At 66.7% G+C, this 18,467-nt stretch carries 21 protein-coding genes; 10 read left to right on the plus strand and 11 right to left on the minus strand.

Annotated elements, in window-relative coordinates; all coding sequences use genetic code 11:
- Positions 1–8: 8 nt before the first annotated feature.
- Entirely contained in the window at positions 9–611 is a 603-nt protein-coding gene (locus tag AC5RWD_RS12245) for a GlcG/HbpS family heme-binding protein (RefSeq protein ID WP_494020255.1), read from the minus strand.
- 254 nt (positions 612–865) lie between these two features.
- Between AC5RWD_RS12245 and AC5RWD_RS12250 the strand changes: the two genes are divergently transcribed.
- From AC5RWD_RS12250 to AC5RWD_RS12270, 5 genes are all read left to right on the plus strand, one after another.
- The gene (locus AC5RWD_RS12250; RefSeq protein ID WP_494020256.1) at positions 866–2,065 is read left to right on the plus strand and encodes a sensor histidine kinase; all 1,200 of its coding nucleotides are present in this window, start codon (positions 866–868) and stop codon (positions 2,063–2,065) included.
- Positions 2,062–2,688: a response regulator gene (locus AC5RWD_RS12255; RefSeq protein WP_494020257.1), complete on the plus strand. Its 627-nt coding sequence runs from the start codon at positions 2,062–2,064 to the stop codon at positions 2,686–2,688. Before AC5RWD_RS12250 ends, AC5RWD_RS12255 begins: the two co-directional genes overlap by 4 nt.
- A gap of 117 nt (positions 2,689–2,805) precedes the next feature.
- On the plus strand, positions 2,806–3,126 hold the full coding sequence (locus tag AC5RWD_RS12260; RefSeq protein ID WP_494020258.1) for a putative quinol monooxygenase: 321 nt from the start codon (positions 2,806–2,808) through the stop codon (positions 3,124–3,126).
- A 184-nt stretch (positions 3,127–3,310) separates the two neighbouring features.
- Complete coding sequence (locus tag AC5RWD_RS12265) at positions 3,311–3,514, plus strand: cold-shock protein (protein WP_003799085.1); 204 nt, start codon at positions 3,311–3,313, stop codon at positions 3,512–3,514.
- Positions 3,515–3,627: 113 nt separating this feature from the next.
- Positions 3,628–4,233, plus strand: coding sequence for a DinB family protein (locus AC5RWD_RS12270; protein ID WP_494020259.1), 606 nt, complete (start codon positions 3,628–3,630; stop codon positions 4,231–4,233).
- Positions 4,234–4,291: 58 nt separating this feature from the next.
- Here AC5RWD_RS12270 and AC5RWD_RS12275 read toward each other — a convergent pair whose 3' ends face one another.
- Positions 4,292–5,497, minus strand: a complete 1,206-nt coding sequence (locus AC5RWD_RS12275) for an acyl-CoA dehydrogenase family protein (protein ID WP_494020260.1) — start codon at positions 5,495–5,497, stop codon at positions 4,292–4,294.
- Between the two features lie 136 nt (positions 5,498–5,633).
- On the opposite strand from AC5RWD_RS12275, the gene AC5RWD_RS12280 reads away from it, so the two are divergent.
- Together AC5RWD_RS12280 and AC5RWD_RS12285 are read left to right on the plus strand one after the other, a co-directional pair.
- Positions 5,634–7,385, plus strand: a complete 1,752-nt coding sequence (locus AC5RWD_RS12280) for an AMP-binding protein (protein ID WP_494020261.1) — start codon at positions 5,634–5,636, stop codon at positions 7,383–7,385.
- 3 nt (positions 7,386–7,388) lie between these two features.
- Complete coding sequence (locus AC5RWD_RS12285; protein ID WP_494020262.1) at positions 7,389–7,895, plus strand: MarR family winged helix-turn-helix transcriptional regulator; 507 nt, start codon at positions 7,389–7,391, stop codon at positions 7,893–7,895.
- Positions 7,896–7,989: 94 nt separating this feature from the next.
- Here the strand turns inward: AC5RWD_RS12285 and AC5RWD_RS12290 are convergent, their stop codons facing one another.
- Both AC5RWD_RS12290 and AC5RWD_RS12295 read right to left on the minus strand, forming a co-directional pair.
- Entirely contained in the window at positions 7,990–8,676 is a 687-nt protein-coding gene (locus AC5RWD_RS12290) for a PAS and ANTAR domain-containing protein (protein WP_494020263.1), read from the minus strand.
- A gap of 17 nt (positions 8,677–8,693) precedes the next feature.
- The gene (locus AC5RWD_RS12295) at positions 8,694–8,969 is read right to left on the minus strand and encodes a YegP family protein (protein ID WP_494020264.1); all 276 of its coding nucleotides are present in this window, start codon (positions 8,967–8,969) and stop codon (positions 8,694–8,696) included.
- A gap of 343 nt (positions 8,970–9,312) precedes the next feature.
- Between AC5RWD_RS12295 and AC5RWD_RS12300 the strand changes: the two genes are divergently transcribed.
- The gene (locus AC5RWD_RS12300) at positions 9,313–9,711 is read left to right on the plus strand and encodes an ArsR/SmtB family transcription factor (RefSeq protein ID WP_494020265.1); all 399 of its coding nucleotides are present in this window, start codon (positions 9,313–9,315) and stop codon (positions 9,709–9,711) included.
- Between the two features lie 48 nt (positions 9,712–9,759).
- On the opposite strand, the gene AC5RWD_RS12305 is transcribed toward AC5RWD_RS12300, so the two are convergent.
- From AC5RWD_RS12305 to AC5RWD_RS12330, 6 genes are all read right to left on the minus strand, one after another.
- Positions 9,760–10,023: a hypothetical protein gene (locus AC5RWD_RS12305; protein ID WP_494020266.1), complete on the minus strand. Its 264-nt coding sequence runs from the start codon at positions 10,021–10,023 to the stop codon at positions 9,760–9,762.
- 146 nt (positions 10,024–10,169) lie between these two features.
- A complete protein-coding gene (locus tag AC5RWD_RS12310; RefSeq protein ID WP_494020267.1) occupies positions 10,170–10,991 on the minus strand; it encodes a CPBP family glutamic-type intramembrane protease in 822 nt (273 codons plus the stop codon).
- The gene (locus tag AC5RWD_RS12315; protein WP_494020268.1) at positions 10,988–11,767 is read right to left on the minus strand and encodes an enoyl-CoA hydratase; all 780 of its coding nucleotides are present in this window, start codon (positions 11,765–11,767) and stop codon (positions 10,988–10,990) included. Before AC5RWD_RS12315 ends, AC5RWD_RS12310 begins: the two co-directional genes overlap by 4 nt.
- Before the next feature lie 39 nt (positions 11,768–11,806).
- Positions 11,807–12,727: a 3-hydroxyisobutyrate dehydrogenase gene (gene mmsB, locus AC5RWD_RS12320; RefSeq protein ID WP_494020269.1), complete on the minus strand. Its 921-nt coding sequence runs from the start codon at positions 12,725–12,727 to the stop codon at positions 11,807–11,809.
- The gene (locus AC5RWD_RS12325) at positions 12,720–13,781 is read right to left on the minus strand and encodes an enoyl-CoA hydratase/isomerase family protein (protein ID WP_494020270.1); all 1,062 of its coding nucleotides are present in this window, start codon (positions 13,779–13,781) and stop codon (positions 12,720–12,722) included. The genes mmsB and AC5RWD_RS12325 overlap by 8 nt, the downstream gene beginning before the upstream one ends.
- Positions 13,781–15,280 (minus strand): CoA-acylating methylmalonate-semialdehyde dehydrogenase, encoded by a 1,500-nt coding sequence (locus AC5RWD_RS12330; RefSeq protein WP_494020271.1) that lies wholly within the window; start codon positions 15,278–15,280, stop codon positions 13,781–13,783. Before AC5RWD_RS12330 ends, AC5RWD_RS12325 begins: the two co-directional genes overlap by 1 nt.
- A gap of 264 nt (positions 15,281–15,544) precedes the next feature.
- On the opposite strand from AC5RWD_RS12330, the gene AC5RWD_RS12335 reads away from it, so the two are divergent.
- Positions 15,545–16,351: an exodeoxyribonuclease III gene (locus tag AC5RWD_RS12335; protein WP_494020272.1), complete on the plus strand. Its 807-nt coding sequence runs from the start codon at positions 15,545–15,547 to the stop codon at positions 16,349–16,351.
- A 33-nt stretch (positions 16,352–16,384) separates the two neighbouring features.
- Positions 16,385–17,284 carry a DUF8083 family protein gene (locus AC5RWD_RS12340; protein ID WP_494020273.1) on the plus strand — a complete coding sequence of 300 codons (900 nt, stop codon included), beginning with the start codon at positions 16,385–16,387 and terminating at the stop codon, positions 17,282–17,284.
- Between the two features lie 54 nt (positions 17,285–17,338).
- Here AC5RWD_RS12340 and AC5RWD_RS12345 read toward each other — a convergent pair whose 3' ends face one another.
- A complete protein-coding gene (locus AC5RWD_RS12345; protein WP_494020274.1) occupies positions 17,339–18,394 on the minus strand; it encodes a LacI family DNA-binding transcriptional regulator in 1,056 nt (351 codons plus the stop codon).
- Between the last annotated feature and the right edge of the window lie 73 nt (positions 18,395–18,467).

Below are 18,467 nucleotides of genomic sequence, written 5' to 3' on the forward strand. Positions count from 1 at the left end.
CCCGCAACCTACTTGACGGCGATTGCGGCGGCACCGGCTTCGGCGCAGGCTTCATCGAGTTTGCCGTCCGGGGCGCCACCGACGCCGATGCCCGCCACGGAGACGCCGTTCACCTTCAGCGGGACACCGCCCGGGAGGAAGAGGGTGCCGGGAAGGTCGGCGATGCTCGGACCGTTGCCGCTGATGCGCTTGGCGAGTTCGCTCGTGGGGCTGCCGAACGCTGCTGCGGTGTACGCCTTCTGTTTGGCGGACTCGATGGTGTGCTCGGCAGCGTTGTCACCACGCAGGAGTGCCTGCACGGTGCCGAACCGGTCCACGAGGGCCACGGTCACGAAGGGCAGCTTGTCGGCCTGGCATTTGGCGAGCGCAGCGCCCACTGCCTTGGCCGAGGCGCCAACCGTGATCCGGTTCTGGGCGACGACGTTGTCCGCACCCGGCTGGACGTCTGCGGCGGGCACTGCAGCCGGCACTGCGGCCTGGGCTGCCGCCGGCTGGACCGAAGCGGCCCCTGGGGAAGACCCTGATCCGGCATTGGCGACGGCGGTGGCACCGGCGGTGATCACGAGCGCTCCGGCTGCCGCGGCGGCAAAAATCTTCTGGGACTTCTTCACGGTGGTTCTCCTTCGGTGGGCGGCTTTCGGGGAGCGGCCAGCTGGGTATGCCGGGACCGGAATCCCGTGATTGCAGGCGCAGCCAAACGGCTACAACTCCATGGTGGACCTGGCGCAGAGCGGATGCATCAGGCCATCAGGTGGGGCTGGCTGGTCCTTTGGGCTGGCGGTATCAGCCAAAAGGCTGAGAGACCAGCAAAGGCGCGGGCAATAGCATGGTTTGCTAGTACGTCCCCCACCGGAACCGGACCGCCATGCCCTCCCCAGCCCCCACCGCCGCACCGGAACTTCCTCCCGCGCGCACCGGCCCTGCTCCTGGCAGCCGCCTGGGACGGATCGACGCCGCGGTCCACCTGGGTTTTGCCGTGCTCATGGTCGCCTCGGTGGTGCGCTACGTGATGCGGCACAGTGCCCAGGACAACCTCCTGGTCCTCGCACTGGCGGCCGCCGCCTGCGCCCTCTACGCGGTCATCGCCGTGCTCGCGCAGCGCCGGCGGCCCTGGGCTCTGTGGATGTTCATCCTCGTGGCGGTCTGGGCCGTGCTGGTGGTCTCCGCGCCCAGCTTCGCCTGGTGTTCGTTTGCGCTGTTCTTCCTGTGCCGCATCGCCTTCACGGGGGCGGTCGCCTACGCTGCGGCGGGGGCGACGGCGGCGGCCACCGCCGCGGGGCTGTTCCGGCTGAGCGACGGCAGCGACCTGGCCATGCTCCTGGGCCCGCTCGCCGTCGGCGTCCTGCTGACGCTGATCTACGACCGCATTGAGCACGACGCCGCCGAGCAGCGGCGCCTGCACCACGAAGTATCTCTTGCCCAGGGGCAACTGGCGGCCAGCGAGCGCCGTGCTGGCACCATCGCGGAGCGCGAGCGGGTCTCCCGGGAGATCCACGACACTGTGACCCAGGGCCTGGCCAGCAGCCTGCTCCTGCTCGAAGCCGCAAACCGGGCCTGGCCGGAGCCGGCGTCCCGGCAGGATCTCCGGCAGGCCAGTGAGCTGCTGCGCCGGAACCTGTCCGACACCCGTAGCCTGGTCCACGAACTGGCCACTCCCGGCCTCGACGCCTCGCCGCTGCCGGACGCCCTGCTGCAGGCCGCCTCCCAGTACGTGCCGGACGCCAGGCTGCTGGTCACCGGCGAACCCCGGACAGTCCCGGCCGAAGTCCGGCATGCACTCCTCAGGGTGGTGCAGAGCGCCGCCGCGAACATCAGGCTGCACGCCGCCGCGGACACCACCACCATCACCCTTGGCTTCCTGCCGGATGCGGTCACGCTCGACATTTACGACGACGGTACGGGCTTCGACCCGGCGGCGGTAGCACCGCCGTCGGACGCCGGAGGTTACGGACTGCGTGCCATGCGGCAGCGGGTGGAGCAGCTGGGCGGCGCTTTCTCGGTGGAAAGCGCCCCGGGCGAGGGAACTGTCGTGGCGGCGCAGCTGCCCGTGAAGGGGGAAGGATGACCGTCATTACAGTGCTCCTCGTGGACGACCACCTGGTGGTCCGCAGCGGGCTGAGGGCCCTGCTGGGGACCCAGCCGGACATCGAGGTGGTGGCGGAGGCGTCCTCCGGCGAGGAAGCCCTGGCCGCCGTGGAAGCGCACTCCCCCGACGTGGTGGTGATGGACCTGGCCATGGGCCCGGGCATGGACGGGATCGAGGCCATCAGGAAGCTCCGTGAGCATAACCGCAGGCAGGCCGTGCTGGTCTTTACCACGTACGATTCCGACGCCGACATTGTCCGTGCCGTGGACGCCGGGGCCATGGGGTACCTCCTCAAGGACGCCGCACCGGAGGAGATCTTCGCGGCAATCCGTGGTGCCGTCCAGGGCAAAAGCGTCATGAGCCCGCCGGTGGCCTCCCGTCTGTTCCAGCAGTTGCGCAATCCTGACGAGGTCCTGACGCCACGGGAGGCCGAGCTCCTGAGCCTCCTCACCGAGGGGCTGAGCAACAGGGAGCTGGGGCAGCGACTGTTCATCTCCGAGGCCACCGTCAAGACCCACCTCGCGCACATCTACGCCAAACTGGGCGTGGAGACCAGGGCCGCGGCCATCGCCACCGCCATCCGCCGGGAGGGCATGCGGTGACAGCGGCCGGGTGTGCTGCGGCCAGCCCGTGCTGCCCACGCCAAAAACGGTTGCGCGGACACGGCGCCAGGTCTACCGTGATCCGCACCAGCATCCACCGCCGTCGAGGGAGCCGTCATGGCCGGGTTTGTGCAGATCATCGAATTCCAGACTTCACGCATCGAGGAGATCGAAGCGCTGGGCCGCCCGTCACGAACCGAGGGAACCACCGCCCCGACGTTCCGCCGCATCATCGCCACTGCGGACCGCGACCGTCCCGGGACGTACTTCACCATCGTGGAATTCGACTCCTATGAATCCGCGATGGAGAATTCCAACCGGCCGGAGACATCCGACTTCGCCGCGAAGATGGCGGCCCTGTGTGACGGTCCACCAGTATTCCGTAATCTCGATGTGATGTGGGAGGACACCGGGCAGGGGCCGGACGGCACTGCCTAGCCCGGAAAACGGGGTCTTCAGCGAGCGATTGCGGACAGAATCTCCCGTGACAGGTGGGACTCCTGATGACGGCAGCTATTGCACGCCCGGCAGATGGCCCATAGGTTGGAGACAGCGGACAACAGTTTCCGCCTCTGCCTGCTGTCGGAGCAGGACCAGAATAAGGGTTACAAAGGAAGTAGCAATGGCAACAGGCACAGTTAAATGGTTCAACGCCGAAAAGGGCTTCGGCTTCATCGCTCCGGATGACGGATCGGCAGATGTATTCGCCCACTACTCGGCAATTGCCTCCAGCGGCTACCGCTCCCTGGATGAAAACCAGAAGGTCGAATTCGAAGTGACCCAGGGCCCCAAGGGTCCGCAGGCAGAGAACATTCGCCCGCTGTAACGGCTTTCCAACGGCTCCCCTGTCCGTGCCTGGCACGCACAGGGGAGTTTTTGGTGCCCGCAGCTTTCGGCGCCCCGGCCGGGAGAGTGTGCCCCTGCCGGTAGAGTGCCGCCATGGATGAAAAAGCGACTCTGCATAATTACCTGCGGACGCGGCGCGCCCAGCTCCTGGCCAAGCTCGACGGCCTGGGTGAGTATGACGTCCGCCGGCCAATGACGCCCACGGGCACCAATCTCCTGGGCCTGGTCAAGCATGTGGCCAGTGTGGAACTGGATTACTTCGGCGAGGTGTTCGGGCGGCCCAGCGGCCGGGAGCTGCCATGGTTCGCGGACGGCGCGGAGCCCGACGCGGACATGTGGGCCACCCCGGAGCAGACCCGTGCCGAGATCATCGAACTGCACCACTTCTCAGCAGCGCACACCGATGCCACCATCGAGGCCCTGCCGCTGGATGCTCCTGGTGTTGTGCCCTGGTGGCGGGAAGAACGCCGGCACGTCACCCTGCACCAGATGTTGGTGCACATGTGTGCCGAGACGGCGCAGCACCTGGGCCATGCCGACATCATCCGGGAACTCATCGACGGTTCCGCAGGTCAGGGCCTCAATGACCCCAACCTTCCACAGCGGGGCGCGGCGGAGCAGGCCGCCTACGTGGAGCAGCTGGAGGCCGCAGCGCGGAAAGCCGCCGCCCCTGGCCAACTAGAGGCGCCGACCGAGTAACAAGCACCAACCGGGTAAAGGCGCCGGTCAAGTGACGCTCTATCCGGCCCAGCGTGAACTACACGAAGGCCGATTTCCCTGTCACCGCGCGCGCCACAATCAGGGAATTGATCTCGTAGCTGCCCTCGTAGGTGTACAGGATCTCCGCATCGCCGAAGAGCTTTCCCATCTCGAAATCGCTGCTGATGCCGTTGCCGCCGAGCAGCGAGCGACCCATGGCTACGGAGGCGCGCGCCAGTCGCGTTGTGGTGGCCTTGGCCATCGCCGCCTGTGCCATCTCCAATTTGCCCTCCGCCTGGATCCGGGCCAGTTGCGCCATCAGGGCCAAAGAGGCCGACGCGTTGCCCAGAATCTCGGCGAGCTGCTGCTGGATGAGCTGGAAGCGCGCCAGCTCCTTGCCGAACTGGCGGCGCTGCAGCGAATAGGCGCGGGCAACATCAAAGGCCGCCAGCTGAATCCCGGCGGCCTGCCAGCCCACCCACGCCCGCGAATCCCTCAGCAACTCATTGGCCTTGGTGAAATCCGTGGCTCCCGGAAGCATGTTGGCTTCCGGAATGCGGACTCCATCCAGCCGAATGTCGGCATTTTGCATGATCCGCAGCCCGATCTTGTTGCTGATCTTCGTGGCCGTGTAGCCAGGGCGGTCCGTCTCAACAATGAAGCCCTTGATCTGCTGGTCGGCCGTGTCCCTGGCCCACACGAGCGCAAAGTCGGCGATCGTCCCGGCACCTATCCACCGCTTGGCGCCGTCAATGACCCATTCCGCGCCCTCCAGGCGGGCCGTGGTGGCCAGCCCGCCGGCAATGTCCGAGCCGTGTTCCGGCTCAGTCAACGCGAAGGCCCCCAGCTGCGTGAAGGCTGTCAGTCCCGGCAGCCACCGCTGCTTCTGCTCGTCCGACCCCAGGGCGTCGATCATGCCGACGATCAGCTCGTTGTGAATGCCCACCAGTGCTGACAGGGAGACGTCGGCCCGGGCCACCTCAACGTACATGAGGCCCTTGAAGAGTGTGGATGTCCCGTCCGTCTGCAGCCCGCCCAGTCCGTGCTTTCCCAGCTCTGCGAGGAGGCCGAACGGGAACTCCTCCCGGTTCCAGTACTCGATGGACTGGGCCCGCACCCTGGACTGCAGGAAGTCCCTGATTTCGAGGTAGCGTGTCCGCTCGGCCGGCGGCAGCAGGTCCGCCACGTACATGAGATCCGCATTGGCAAACGGCGGCGGTGCACTCACCGTTTCCGCTGCCGCGGCTTCCCCCGTTGTGGCCATTGCGGGCTGTCCGTTGTCACGTCCTTGTGGCTGCACGGGCATAGATCCCTTCGCTCTTCCAAACCCTTGGATGTCCTAGTATATTGCACAGTGATGTGGATCACTAGGACGTGCATTCCCGGGTGAAAGGTGCCCCATGACAGTCACCGACGACTTCCGTACCGCACGGGACCAACTGCTCGCTTTGCGCCAGGACTACCGGCGGGCAAGGACCACCTTCGAATGGCCGCGGCCCACGGAGTTCAATTTCGCAATCGACTGGTTTGACGCCATCGCCGGTGATCCTGCCAGCGGCGCCAACCCTGCGCTCGTCATCGTGGAACAGGACGGCTGGGCCACCCGTCGCAGCTTCGCCGAACTGTCGGCACGGTCCAACCAAGTGGCCAACTGGCTCCGCAGTCAGGGCGTGAAGCGCGGCGACCGCATGATCATCATGCTGGGCAACCAGGTGGAACTGTGGGAAATTGTGCTGGCCGGCATCAAGCTTGGCATCGTGCTGATCCCCACCACCACCCTCATGGGTCCCGCGGACCTGAAGGACCGGGTGGAGCGCGGTGAGGCGGGCTGGGCCGCCGTCGGCAGTTCCAACCTTGGCAAGTTTGCCGGCGTGCCCGGCAGCTACCGGCTCATCGAAATCCCCGATGCCGGCGGCGCCGGCGCGGGCATCGGGGAGGTGCTGCAGTATGCGGATTCGGCGCACTCCCCCGCAGGGTTCATACCCGACGCGCCCACCCTGGCCGACGAAACCCTGCTCCTCTACTTCACCTCGGGCACCACCTCCAAGGCCAAGCTCGTGGAACACACGCACACTTCGTATCCGGTAGGCCACCTGTCCACGATGTACTGGATCGGCCTGGAGCCAGGCGACGTCCACCTGAACGTCGCCTCCCCGGGCTGGGCGAAGCACGCCTGGTCCAACCTGTTCGCCCCGTGGATTGCCGAGGCCTGCGTGTTCGTCTACAACTACGAACGCTTCGATGCCAGGGCGCTCATGGAGCAGATGGACCGCGAGAAGGTCACCAGCTTCTGCGCCCCGCCCACTGTTTGGCGGATGCTCATTCAGGCCGACCTCAGCCTCCTCACGAATCCGCCCACCAAGGTTGTTTCGGCGGGCGAGCCGCTCAATGCAGAGGTCATCGGCCAGGTCCAGCGCGCCTGGGGCCAGACCATCCGCGACGGCTTCGGCCAGACCGAGACCACGGTGCAGGTGGCCAACACCCCCGGCCAGCCCGTCAAGATCGGCGCCATGGGCCAGCCCCTGCCTGGCTACGACGTGGTCCTTGTCGATCCGGCCACCGGAGAAGAGGCGGACGACGGCGAGCTCTGCTTGCGTCTGGATCCCCGCCCCGCCGGGCTGATGAAGTCGTACTACGGCGACCCGGAGAAAACGGCCGAGGCTTTCCGTGGCGGCTACTACCACACGGGCGACATGGCCAGCCGGGACGAGCACGGTGTCATTACCTACGTGGGCCGGGACGACGACGTCTTCAAGTCCTCCGACTACCGGCTGTCCCCGTTCGAGCTGGAGAGCGTGCTCATCGAGCACCCGGCGGTGGCGGAGGCCGCCGTGGTCCCGTCCCCCGATCCGCTCAAGCTGTCCGTACCCAAGGCATTCGTGGTGCTGGCGGCCGGCCACGAACCGGGACCCGAACTCGCGGAGGAGATCCTGCGCTACTGCCGTGACCACCTGGCCCCGTTCAAGCGCATCCGCCGTTTGGAGTTCGCCGAACTGCCGAAAACCATCTCGGGCAAAATCCGCCGGGTCGAGCTGCGGCACAGCGAGGAGCTCCGCCACGCGCACGGCACCCAGCACAGCACGGCCAGTCCCCCGGGTCTGGGAACGGAGTACTCCGAAACGGATTTCCCGGGCCTGAAAAGCCAAGGCTGAGCCGTGAGCCCCCCGCTGCCCCGTGACCCGATTGCCGATGCCCAGCGCAACTGGGAGCGCCACGGCTGGGGCGACGTCGCCGCCCCGATGGCTGCCATCACCGCAATCATGCGCACCCAGCAGATCCTGCTGGCCCGCATCGAGGCGGCCCTGAAGCCGTTCGGACTGACCTTTGCCCGCTATGAACTTCTGGCCCTGCTCAGCTTCGCCAGGAGCGGCGCCCTGCCCATGAACAAGGCGAGCGCCCTGCTCCAGGTCCATCCCACCTCGGTGACCAACGCCGTCGACCGTCTCCAGACGGCGGGGCTGGTGGTCCGGTCGCCGCATCCCACCGACGGGCGCACCACCCTGATCGAACTCACGGCCGAGGGCCGTACCCTGGCAAAACGGGCGACGGCGGTGCTCAACGCCGAGGTTTTCGGCCACTCCGGTTTCGCCGATAAGGATGTGGACCAGCTGATCCGGATCCTCGCCGACTTCCGCCGCCGCGCCGGGGACTTCGCGGACTGACGGGCTTTAGGGACTGACGAAATTATCGGACTGCCCGGCTAACAGGCCGCCCGGTTTACGGCCTGCCTGGCGGCCTGAGCGGCTGCGGCCCGCCCTAGCAGCTGGGCACGCCGTCCTTCTCCGCAGGGCTGCCCGCGTGGCCTTCGAAGGGCCGCCGCAGTTCCTGGATGAATGTATCCAGCAATGCCGCCTGCTGCGGACTGTTGGCCAGCTGCACGAGGTCGGCAGCCGTGCTGGCCACCTTGATGTTGGTGTCCTGGCTGTGCTTGGCCAGCAGATCGAAGGCAGCCTCGGAACCAATCCGAAGGATCCCCATCAAGATGCCTTTCGCCTGTTCGATGGTGCTCCGCGTGCCAAGGGCACCTGCAACCGCTTCCCGTGCCGCCCGTTCCGTTTCCCAGTGCAGCGTACTGGTCAGGTCAACGATGAATCCCTCAACAGCAATAAGCCTGCCGTCCTCCAGGAGCGCCTCGCCGGCGGTAAGGACACGGTGTTCCCGCAGGCGCGCATCAATGATGCGGTGGTAGCTGCAGAAGAATCCGCCAGCTTCGCAGGCCGCCATGAAAATCTCGTGGCAGCGCTCCCTGTCATCAGGGTGCTTATGGGCGTAGAGAAGCTCCACGGTGGGTACGATCTCGCCGCGGCGGTACCCGTGGAGCGTGTACAACTCATCGGACCAATCGAGCCGCCCCGAGGTGACATCGTAGTGGAACGTGCCGGCAACACAGTCTGCAGGCCCGAGGGCGCTCGAATAGGCCCGCACGGTTTTTGGAAGGCTCATCGCGGCTCCCTGCCGCCCTACCCGGCCACCCCCTGGAACTGGAGCGGCAGGCGGGTGGACCGGGGGCGGACGGCGGTGTGCGGACGGGAACCGAAGCGGTGTTCTGCCGGTGCCGCGGCCAGCTCCTTCACGTGCCCCATACCGGCGTACTCACGAACGGCAGCAATGCCCTCGACCGCAGCGGCCTTGCTGGGAAAAGGGCGGGATACGGCCATCACGGTACCGTCCGGGGCGGTGAGCTGGAATCGGAATGAAGCCTCTGCGTCAATGAAGAGTTCGAACATGCCAGCCATTTAGCCCTCCTGGATCCGGGAACACGGCTTCCGGGACGCCGTCGTCACCGGAAGCAGCTGAAATTTTCTTCCTTGCCGCTCCCACGGATGAGCGGGGGCGGAAATTGAGGAATTTATGAAATTGTGAACCAGTAACGCGCTCTTGGCAAGGGCTGTCCACGGCTGTTGGCGCGGGCCATCGCGCCATGCTGGAAGGACTTTCCAACAAAAGTTCACCTCGGTCATCTGAGACAGACCGTTCTGTCTCTATACTTAGGTCTAGACGCCTTGGGGGCACCAGTTCGGCGGGCCGAGCAATACCTGGCTGGCAACATCTGGCAAGGAACAGTGGAAGGAATCCATCATGGGTGACATGCCCCACGGCGTGATTCACACCGAGGTAAAGGCGGACCTGTTCAAGTCCATGGGCCACCCTGCGCGCATCCTGGTCCTGGAGATGCTGGTCAGCGGTCCGGTCACCGTGAGCAACCTGCGGGACTCCACCGGACTCGAAGCCTCGAACCTCTCCCAGCACCTCGGCATCCTGCGTCGCCAGCGGCTGATCGTTCCGTCCCGGAAGGACGGCCGCCTGTTCTACGAACTGACGTCTCCCGAGGTACGCGAAGTCCTCGAAGCGGCCCGTGGCCTGCTGGGCACCATCCTCGACGGCGGCGGCCTGCGGCAGCAAAACGGCGGACCCGACGACGCTCCCGGCGCGGCGCCAGCATCCGCCCTTACGCCCGCAGCACCGACGGCACGCTAGACGGAGCCCGCCGCCCGTCCCTGGGCAGGGTCCGGCTGCTGCCCGCCCTTAGGCGGGGTCGGAGACGGCGGCAGGTGCGGAATGCCCGAAAAGCCAGGCTGCGACGTCGCTCCTCAGCACCACGTGCGGGCTGCCGGTTCCGCTGACACTTCCGGCCGGAACATAGTAGCCACGGCCGCCGCCCGGACCGCCAGCGGCCCGGTCCAGGGCGTCCACGATCCGGCGGCTCAGGTGCCCCTGCGGACCTGTGGCGTGGATTTCTTCAAGCTCAGCCGCGGTGAGCCGTCCCAGTACAGCAGCGATATCGGCCACGATCGTTCCCCTTTTCGGACGTTTGCCTAAATAAACACGGTTGCCTGAAGTGCAAGGCTAAGGCATGGCGATTAACTGCAGGTGAAATTCCGGCGGCCATTAGCAGACGGATGCCTTTGGGCGCGTCATCCAAATAGACCCGGGAATCAGTACAGAAAGATGTCGATCCACGCCCGGTTGTGCGCGTGGAGCAGCACCAGGAACAGCACGAAGTCGAAGAGCAGGTGCACGCTCACGATGTACGACAGCGACTTGGTCACGGTGAAGATGCGGGCCTGCAGCAGGGCGAACGGGAAGATGAAGAACGGTGCCCAGGACCTGAAGCCGAGTTCCCACAGGAACGAGGTAAACAGGACGGCCTGCAGCAGGTTGGCCTGCCAGTCAGGCAGGTGGCGGCGCAGCAGCGCGAAGCAGGTGCAGATGAAGAACAGCTCGTCCCAGATCCCCAGGGCGTTGGTGCCCACGAAAAGCCGCGCAATGCCCTCGGGGTCGTGCACCGCGGGCCAGTTCATGTAGACCCCGGTCCGGATCATGTACACGGGCAGCAGGGCGTAGCCGATCACCACGACGGCGGGCAGGTACCACTTTTCGGCCCGTGTCCATTTCTGCCCTGTCCAGACCGGAAACACCACCGTATGTTCTTTGGTGACGAACCGGGACACGGCATAGGGGATCCCCACGGCCGCAATCATGGCTGAGCCCATGACGAGCATGTGGGACGTGCTGACGTCGGTGGTGATCGGCACGGCACTGATAATGGCCACTCCGGCTGCAATCAGCGCAAGGTCGCGGAACAGCAGCCGGTCCACCAGCACCGCCACCGCGAGCCCTGCCACGAGCAGGGCATAGCCCGGCAGGCTCTGGTCCAGCCCGAACAGGACAAAGCCGGCCAGCGAGACCATGGCTGCCGGAACAACGCGCAGGGAAGTCCCCTGCACGGTGCGCTCACCCGTCAGCCGCGCGCTCACCGGTGCCTGAACTCCGGCTGGCGCTTCTCCGCGAAAGCAGCCATGCCTTCCTTCTGGTCTTCAGAGGCGAAGAGCGAATGGAACAGCCGCCGTTCAAAAAGCACGCCCTGCGCCAGCCCCGTCTCGAAGGCCGCGTTGACGGCTTCCTTGGCCAGCATGGCGGCCGGCTTCGACTTGGACGCGATGACCTCCGCGGCCTTCAGTGCCTCTTCCACGGTATCCGCGGCAGGTACCACCCGAGCCACCAGGCCCGAGCGTTCTGCCTCGTCCGCGTCGATGAACCGGCCGGTGAGGATCATGTCCATCGCTTTGGCCTTGCCCACGGCGCGGGTGAGCCGCTGGGACCCGCCCATGCCCGGCACCACTCCGAGGTTGATCTCGGGCTGGCCGAATTTGGCGTTGTCGCCGGCGATGATGAAGTCGCACATCATGGCCAGCTCGCAGCCGCCGCCCAGAGCGAATCCGGACACCGCGGCGATCAGCGGGATACGCAGCCGGGTGAGGTCCTCCCACCCGCGGAACCAGTCGGCGTAGTACATCTCGAGGAAGCCCTTGTCCGCCATCTCCTTGATGTCGGCGCCCGCAGCGAAGGCCTTACCCGAACCGGTGATGACGACGGCACCAACGCCAGGATCAGTGTCCATGGCCGAGACCGCCGCAACGATTTCCTCCAGGGTGGTCCGGTCCAAGGCGTTCAGGGCCTCGGGCCGGTTCAGGGTAACGAGGCCAACGCGCCCGCGGCGTTCCACCAGAATGTTCCCGTACTCGTGCGTCATCCATGCCCCTAACGTGGTTGGTACGTCCTGAAACTAAGCCTACTGTCCTGACTTGTCCCGGATGTCGGTGATGATGCCGGAGAAATCCCGGCCGGCCCCGCCTTCCGCGGCAAAGGCGTCGTAAATCTCGGAGGCCAGCGGGCCCATGCGGGCGGCGACGCCGGTGGACCGAAGGGCGTTCAGAGCCAGCCGGAGGTCCTTGGCCATCAGGGCTCCGGCGAAGCCCGGCTGATAGTCGCGGTTGGCCGGGCTGGTGGGCACCGGTCCCGGGACGGGGCAGTTGGTGGTGAGGGCCCAGCACTGCCCTGACGCCGCGGACGCGACGTCGAACAGGGCCTGGTGCGTCAGGCCCAGCTTCTCCCCGAGCACGAACGCTTCGCTGACGGCGATCATCGAGACGCCGAGGATGAGGTTGTTGCAGACCTTCGCGGCTTGGCCGGCGCCGTGCTCTCCGCACAGCACCGCGCGTTTGCCCATGACGTCGAACAGGGGCCGCACTGCCTCGAAGTCCTCGGGCAGCGCGCCGACCATGAACGTGAGCGTGCCGGCCTCCGCCCCCACCACGCCGCCGGAAACTGGCGCGTCCACCGAGCGGTGCCCTGCGTCGAGGGCCAGCCTGGCCGCTTCCCGCGCCTCGTCCACGTTGATGGTGGAGCAGTCCAGGAACATGGTGTTCGGCGCCGCCGCTTCCAGCAGTCCGGGCTGTCCATCCCCGCCGCGGTAGGCATCCAGCACATGCTGCCCGCTCGGGAACATCGTGAGCACGATGTCCGCTCCCGGGATGGTTTCCGCGGCACTCGCGGCCACGGGGATACCATGCTCGCGCGCGGCGTCCAGCGCGGCGGGCACCACGTCGTAGCCGATGACGTCGTACCCTGCTTTGACCAGGTTGACCGCCATGGGACCGCCCATGTGGCCCAATCCCAGGAAGGCAACGCGGGGCTTCGCTTCTTCAGGCATGGTCCGACTCCTTTTCCCACAAAACCAGTTCCCGGTCCCCCAATGGCGCAAAGTACCGCTCGACGTCGTCCGAGTGCACCTCATGGAGCGTGGCCGGCTGCCACTGGGGGTTGCGGTCCTTGTCCACCACCTGCGCCCGGATCCCCTCCCGGAAGTCCGGTCCGGCAAGGCAACGCAGCCCCACGCGGTATTCCTCGGCCAGCGCCTGGTCGAGCGTCAGCCCGCGCGACCTGCGGAGCGAGGCCAGGGTCACCTTGACGGACGTGGGAGACTTCGCCTCGATGGTGTCGGCGGCCGCAGTGGCCTCCCCGCCGGAGGCACGCAGCCGGCGGACAATCTCCTCGGCGTCGTCCGCTGAATAGCAGGCGTCGATCCAGTCCCGCTGCGCCTCCAGCGCCGAGGCGGGCGGCTTTTCGGCAAAGCGTACGACGGCGGCTTCCGCACTTTCGTTTTCCAGCGCCGCCGCGAGGTCCGGGAGGCTTCCGGACGGGACAAAGTAATCGGCGAGCCCCAGGAAAAGCGCATCCGCCCCGCTGAGGTGCGCACCGGTGAGGGCGGCATGCGTGCCCGCCTCCCCCGGTGAGCGTGCGAGCAGGAGGGTGCCGCCGACGTCGGGCACAAACCCGATGGTGGTCTCCGGCATCCCGGTCCGGGTCCGCTCGGTGACGACGCGCAGGGAGCCGTGTGCGGAGATGCCCACGCCGCCGCCCAGCACCAGGCCGTCCATGAACGCAACATAGGGCTTGGGGAACCGTTCGATGAGCGAGTTCATCCGGTATTCGTCTGCCCAGAACGCGGCGGTTTCATCGCCGCCTGCGAGGATGTCCCGGTAGATGGCCACGATGTCCCCGCCGGCGCACAGTCCGCGGTCGCCGGCGCCCCGGACCAGGACGGTGGCCACGCTGTCGTCGTCCGCCCAGGCGGTGAGCTGTTCCAGGATGGCGGTGACCATGCCTGCCGTGAGGGCGTTCACTGCCCTGGGCCGGTTGAGCGTGACCACCCCCAGCCTGCCCCGTTGTTCGAACAACACCTCTCGTTCAGCAGGTTCAGTCATCAGCTTCCTTCCGGCATGATGAAGCTCGCGCCCTGCCGGATGCCGGAGGGCCAGCGTGAGGTCACGGTCTTGGTCTTGGTGTAGAAGCGGAAAGCATCGGCGCCGTGCTGGTTGAGGTCGCCGAAGCCGGACGCCTTCCAGCCGCCGAAGGTGTAGTAGGCAATGGGCACCGGAATGGGGACATTGATGCCCACCATGCCCACCTGCACCCGGCTGGCGAAGTCCCGGGCGGCGTCACCGTCGCGGGTGAAGATGGCCACGCCGTTGCCGAACTCGTTCTCGCTGCAGAGCTGAAGGGCCTCGTCATAGTCGGATGCGCGGAGGACGCTGAGCACGGGGCCGAATATTTCCTCACGGTAGATCTTCATGTCCTTGGTGACGTTGTCGAAGAGCGTGGGCCCCACCCAGAACCCGCCGTCGTAGCCGTCCACGGCCAGGCCGCGGCCGTCCACCAGGAGCGAGGCGCCCTCCTCCTCGCCGGATTTGATGTATCCCTCGATCCGCTCCTTTGCGGCTGGCGTTACCACCGGTCCGAAGTCGGAGTCCTTGGCCAGGCTGTGGCCCACCTTCAGGGACTTGATGCGTTCCTGCAGCCGTGCCACCAGGCTGTTCGCGGTCTCCTCCCCCACCGGAACGGCCACGGATACTGCCATGCAGCGTTCACCGGCCGACCCGTAGCCGGCCCCGATCAGGGCATCGGCGGCCATGTCCAGGTCCGCGTCCGGCATGATCACCATGTGGTTCTTGGCGCCGCCAAAGCATTGCGCCCGCTTGCCGTGCGCCGCCGCCGTGGCGTAGATGTACTGGGCGATCGGGGTGGAACCCACGAAGCCGATCGCCTGCACGCGCCGATCCCCGAGCAGCGCGTCCACGGCTTCCTTGTCGCCGTTGACCACGTTGAAGACGCCGTCCGGCACCCCGGCCTGGGAGTAGAGCTCAGCCAGGCGCAGCGGCACGGACGGATCGCGTTCGGACGGTTTGAGGATGAACGCGTTGCCTGCAGCGAGGGCAGGGCCGGACTTCCAGAGCGGGATCATGGCCGGGAAGTTGAAGGGCGTGATGCCTGCAACGACGCCTAGTGGCTGGCGCATGGAGTGCACGTCGATGCCCGTGCCGGCGTCGTCGGAGAACTCGCCCTTCAGCAGGTGCGGGGCGCCGGCGGCGAACTCCACCACCTCGATGCCGCGCTGGATGTCGCCCCTGGCATCGGCGAGGGTCTTCCCGTGCTCCGAGGACAGCAGGGCGGCCAGCTCGTCCATGTTCTCGTTCACGAGGTCCACGAATTTGAGCAGGATACGGCCGCGCCGCTGCGCGTTCATGGCGCCCCACTCCGGCTGCGCCTTTTCGGCGTTCTCGACGGCGTTGCGGACTTCTTCCGCGCCCGCCAGTGGCACCTTGGCCTGGACCTCTCCGGTGCAGGGATCAAAGACATCGCCGTACCGGCCGGACGTGCCGTCTACCCGCCGGCCGCCGATGTAGTGGGAAAGTTCGCGAACCATGGATGCTCCTTTGCATGACCCCGGTCATCTCTGTGCTGAATCTACTCGGACTTCCTACTAAATTCCAGAGTCCCCCGGGGTGGGGGTTGCCAGCGGCGGCGAGCTGCCGCCGTCGCAGGGCACTTTGGCCCGGAAACAGTGCTTTGCCGCGCGAAATCCGGCGTGCTCCGCGCCAAAGTGCCCCGTTTCGGACGCGGCCCGGGCAGCAGCGCGCCGCCATCCGCCGGGAGTCCCATCGGCGTCCAAGTTCGGTAAGTTAGGACTGTGAAGATAGCTACCTGGAATGTGAACTCGCTGCGTGCCCGTGCCGACCGTGTGGAGGCGTGGCTGCAGCGCTCCGACTGTGACGTCCTGGCCATCCAGGAAACCAAGTGCAAGGACGACAACTTTCCGTGGGAGCTCTTCGAGCGCATGGGCTACGAGGTGGCCCACTTCGGCGTCAACCAGTGGAACGGAGTGGCCATCGCCTCCCGGGTGGGCCTGGAAGACGTCGAACGCGGCTTCACTGACCAGCCGCACTTCGGCAAGGCGGGCAAGGATCCGGTCCAGGAAGCCCGCGCCATGGCTGCTACCTGCGGCGGAGTCCGGGTCTGGAGCCTCTACGTCCCCAACGGCCGCTCCCTCGACGACGAGCACATGCCCTACAAGCTCAAGTGGCTTGATGCCCTGAAGAACCACGCGGCAGGCTGGATCTCCGAGGACCCGTCCGCGCAGGTCGCGCTGATGGGCGACTGGAACATCGCCCCCACGGACGACGACGTCTGGGACATCGACCTGTTCCTCACCCAGGGCTACACCCACGTCAGCGAACCGGAGCGGGCCGCGTTCCGCGCCTTCGAGTCCGCGGGCTACTCGGACGTCGTGCGGCCCCACACCCCGGGCCCGGGCGTCTACACGTACTGGGACTACACCCAGCTGCGCTTCCCCAAGAAGGAGGGCATGCGGATCGACTTCGTGCTCGCCTCGCCTGCCCTGGCCTCGCGGGTCTCCGGTGCGTCGATCGACCGCGAGGAACGCAAGGGCAAGGGCGCGTCCGACCACGCACCGGTGATTGTGGAACTGACCGACTGATGGGGGCTGACGGCTGATGACAGGCAGGCATTCATGACGGGCAACCTCTACCGGGGCCAGGCCGGGCTCCCGTTTTCCTCCACGCTGCGCGTTTATGAGCCGCTGGACGCGTTCCCCGAGGAACAGCGTGCCGCCATCAAGTCAGCCGGTGAGCGGGCGGTGTCCCGCGCTGCGGTCGAAAACGCGGAGCTGCTGGCTTCCCTGGGGCGGATCACCAGGCCCGGCGGCGATCCGTTCCCCACCGGGCGGACCGACCTGGTGCGCGTCACCCGCGCCCCAGGCGTCCCCGTGGAGGATGCCGGCAAAGAAGGTTCGGAGGAGGAAACGGCCGACGGCGTCGCGCTGCTTTACTGCCCCAGCCAGCTGGTGCTTCGGGCCGGGTTGGCGGCAAATGCGCTGATCGAGGGCATCCACGGGCCGCTGGCCGAGCTGCTGATCCCCGAGGAGCAGCGGGACAGGCACCAGGAACGCATCGATCTGGTCAATGCCCGCGACGGCATCACCCGGGTGCACACCCGCGCTTCCACCTGGGGCATCCCGTTCAGCTGGTTCTCGCTGTTTCTTGAATCCGACCCGCAGGATGTTGTGGAGGCGGGCGGCAGGATCCTTACCGTGCGGGTGTGGACGCCGATCTCCGATGCGCTCGACCGGGTGCGCTACGCGGTCGCAAACCTTGCCCTCGCCGCGCCGGACCTGGACATGCTGGACGACCTCACGCAGCTCACCGAGTGGCTGGAGCTCTTCCATACGGACTCCATGGTGGAACTGGACTACGGCGCGGTGGCGGACAAGGTCTACCCGGACGACTCCCCCATGGATGTGCGGCTGGGCATCGAGTGCCTCGCGGAAGGTGACATGACCGGCGCGGCTGCCGCCTACCGCCGGCTTGCCTCGCGCTGGATCCCGATCCGCCAGCTGGCCCGGGCCTCATAGCCCGGCCGGCGCCCAATCCCGGCCGGGACCCGGCCCGGCACCCAGGGTGCGCTGCTAGGAGGACCGGGGCGGCGCCGTCGTGCGTCTGACTATCAGGCGGTGCGGCGCAACGGAGGACCGCACCGAACCGGGGATCCCCAGAAGTTCGTCGAGGAGCATCTTGGTGCCAAGCTCCGCCTGCTCGTCGGGGCGCTGCCCCACGGTGGTGAGGCCCATGGCATCGGAAAAATCGTGGTCGTCGATGCCGATCACGGACAGTTCCTCGGGAACCCGGACGCCGACCCGCTGCGCTTCGAAAATGACGCCCATAGCCATTTCATCGGACGCACAGAAGATGGCGGTGGGTTTGGCGCCGGGCTGGGCCCACAGCCGGCGGAATGCCTCCTGGCCGCTGCGGACGGTGAAATCTCCCCATTCGTCCCACTCCGGCCGGACTTCCAGGCCCGCAGCCGACATGACGTCCTGGAAGGCCAGGATGCGGACCCGCGGGACATCGAAGTTAAGATCCGTTTCGTCGTCGCCGTGCAGCAGGGCAATGTCCCGGTGCCCGAGTTCGATCAGGTGCTTGACTGCGGTGGAGGCTGCCGCGTAGTCGTCTATGCCGATGTAGGCACATTCCTCCACATGTCCACCCACCACCACCAGCGGAATGTCGATCTTCTGCAGGTGCTCCAGCTCGTCGCGGGTCAGCGCCATACACAGGACCAGGAGGGCATCGATCTGCTTGTACACCATGGTCTTGCTGAAGAGCCGCTCCCGGTGGCTGCCGTGGCCCCCGAGGTTGAAGAGGGAAAGGTTGTACTGCCGGGCGTGCAGCTCGCGGTCCGCGCCCTCGATGGCCTTCGAGAAGAACCACCGGCTCACAAAGGGAGCCAGCACGCCGATGGTTTTGGTGCGCCCGGTGGCAAGCCCGGACGCCGAGGATGAGGCGACGTAGCCCAGCGCCGTGGCCACCTCAAGGATTTTCTCCCGGGTGGCCGGGGAAACACGGGGCAGGCCGCGCACGGCGCGGGACACCGTTGCGGTGGAAACACCTGCGGCCGCCGCCACGTCTTCGATACTGACTCCTGAGTGGCCACCGCGCTGTGCCCTTTCAGTAGTGCGCGCCACGATGTCCTCTCTAAGCCTTCATGCAGATCTCCGCCGAGCTGTTCTCCCGGCGGGAAATGTCCATTTTAGTCGC

The organism is Arthrobacter sp. CMU6, from assembly GCF_059090205.1.

What these genes read in the sequence shown, in the direction of transcription:
- AC5RWD_RS12315 (WP_494020268.1), bottom strand. Translation starts at nt 11,767, where the DNA reads ATGACGCACGAGTACGGGAACATTCTGGTGGAACGCCGCGGGCGCGTT.
- AC5RWD_RS12270 (WP_494020259.1), top strand. Translation starts at nt 3,628, where the DNA reads ATGGATGAAAAAGCGACTCTGCATAATTACCTGCGGACGCGGCGCGCC.
- AC5RWD_RS12330 (WP_494020271.1), bottom strand. Translation starts at nt 15,280, where the DNA reads ATGGTTCGCGAACTTTCCCACTACATCGGCGGCCGGCGGGTAGACGGC.
- AC5RWD_RS12255 (WP_494020257.1), top strand. Translation starts at nt 2,062, where the DNA reads ATGACCGTCATTACAGTGCTCCTCGTGGACGACCACCTGGTGGTCCGC.
- AC5RWD_RS12300 (WP_494020265.1), top strand. Translation starts at nt 9,313, where the DNA reads ATGGGTGACATGCCCCACGGCGTGATTCACACCGAGGTAAAGGCGGAC.
- mmsB (WP_494020269.1), bottom strand. Translation starts at nt 12,727, where the DNA reads ATGCCTGAAGAAGCGAAGCCCCGCGTTGCCTTCCTGGGATTGGGCCAC.
- AC5RWD_RS12290 (WP_494020263.1), bottom strand. Translation starts at nt 8,676, where the DNA reads ATGAGCCTTCCAAAAACCGTGCGGGCCTATTCGAGCGCCCTCGGGCCT.
- AC5RWD_RS12260 (WP_494020258.1), top strand. Translation starts at nt 2,806, where the DNA reads ATGGCCGGGTTTGTGCAGATCATCGAATTCCAGACTTCACGCATCGAG.
- AC5RWD_RS12295 (WP_494020264.1), bottom strand. Translation starts at nt 8,969, where the DNA reads ATGGCTGGCATGTTCGAACTCTTCATTGACGCAGAGGCTTCATTCCGA.
- AC5RWD_RS12325 (WP_494020270.1), bottom strand. Translation starts at nt 13,781, where the DNA reads ATGACTGAACCTGCTGAACGAGAGGTGTTGTTCGAACAACGGGGCAGG.
- AC5RWD_RS12265 (WP_003799085.1), top strand. Translation starts at nt 3,311, where the DNA reads ATGGCAACAGGCACAGTTAAATGGTTCAACGCCGAAAAGGGCTTCGGC.
- AC5RWD_RS12275 (WP_494020260.1), bottom strand. Translation starts at nt 5,497, where the DNA reads ATGGCCACAACGGGGGAAGCCGCGGCAGCGGAAACGGTGAGTGCACCG.
- AC5RWD_RS12250 (WP_494020256.1), top strand. Translation starts at nt 866, where the DNA reads ATGCCCTCCCCAGCCCCCACCGCCGCACCGGAACTTCCTCCCGCGCGC.
- AC5RWD_RS12340 (WP_494020273.1), top strand. Translation starts at nt 16,385, where the DNA reads ATGACGGGCAACCTCTACCGGGGCCAGGCCGGGCTCCCGTTTTCCTCC.
- AC5RWD_RS12280 (WP_494020261.1), top strand. Translation starts at nt 5,634, where the DNA reads ATGACAGTCACCGACGACTTCCGTACCGCACGGGACCAACTGCTCGCT.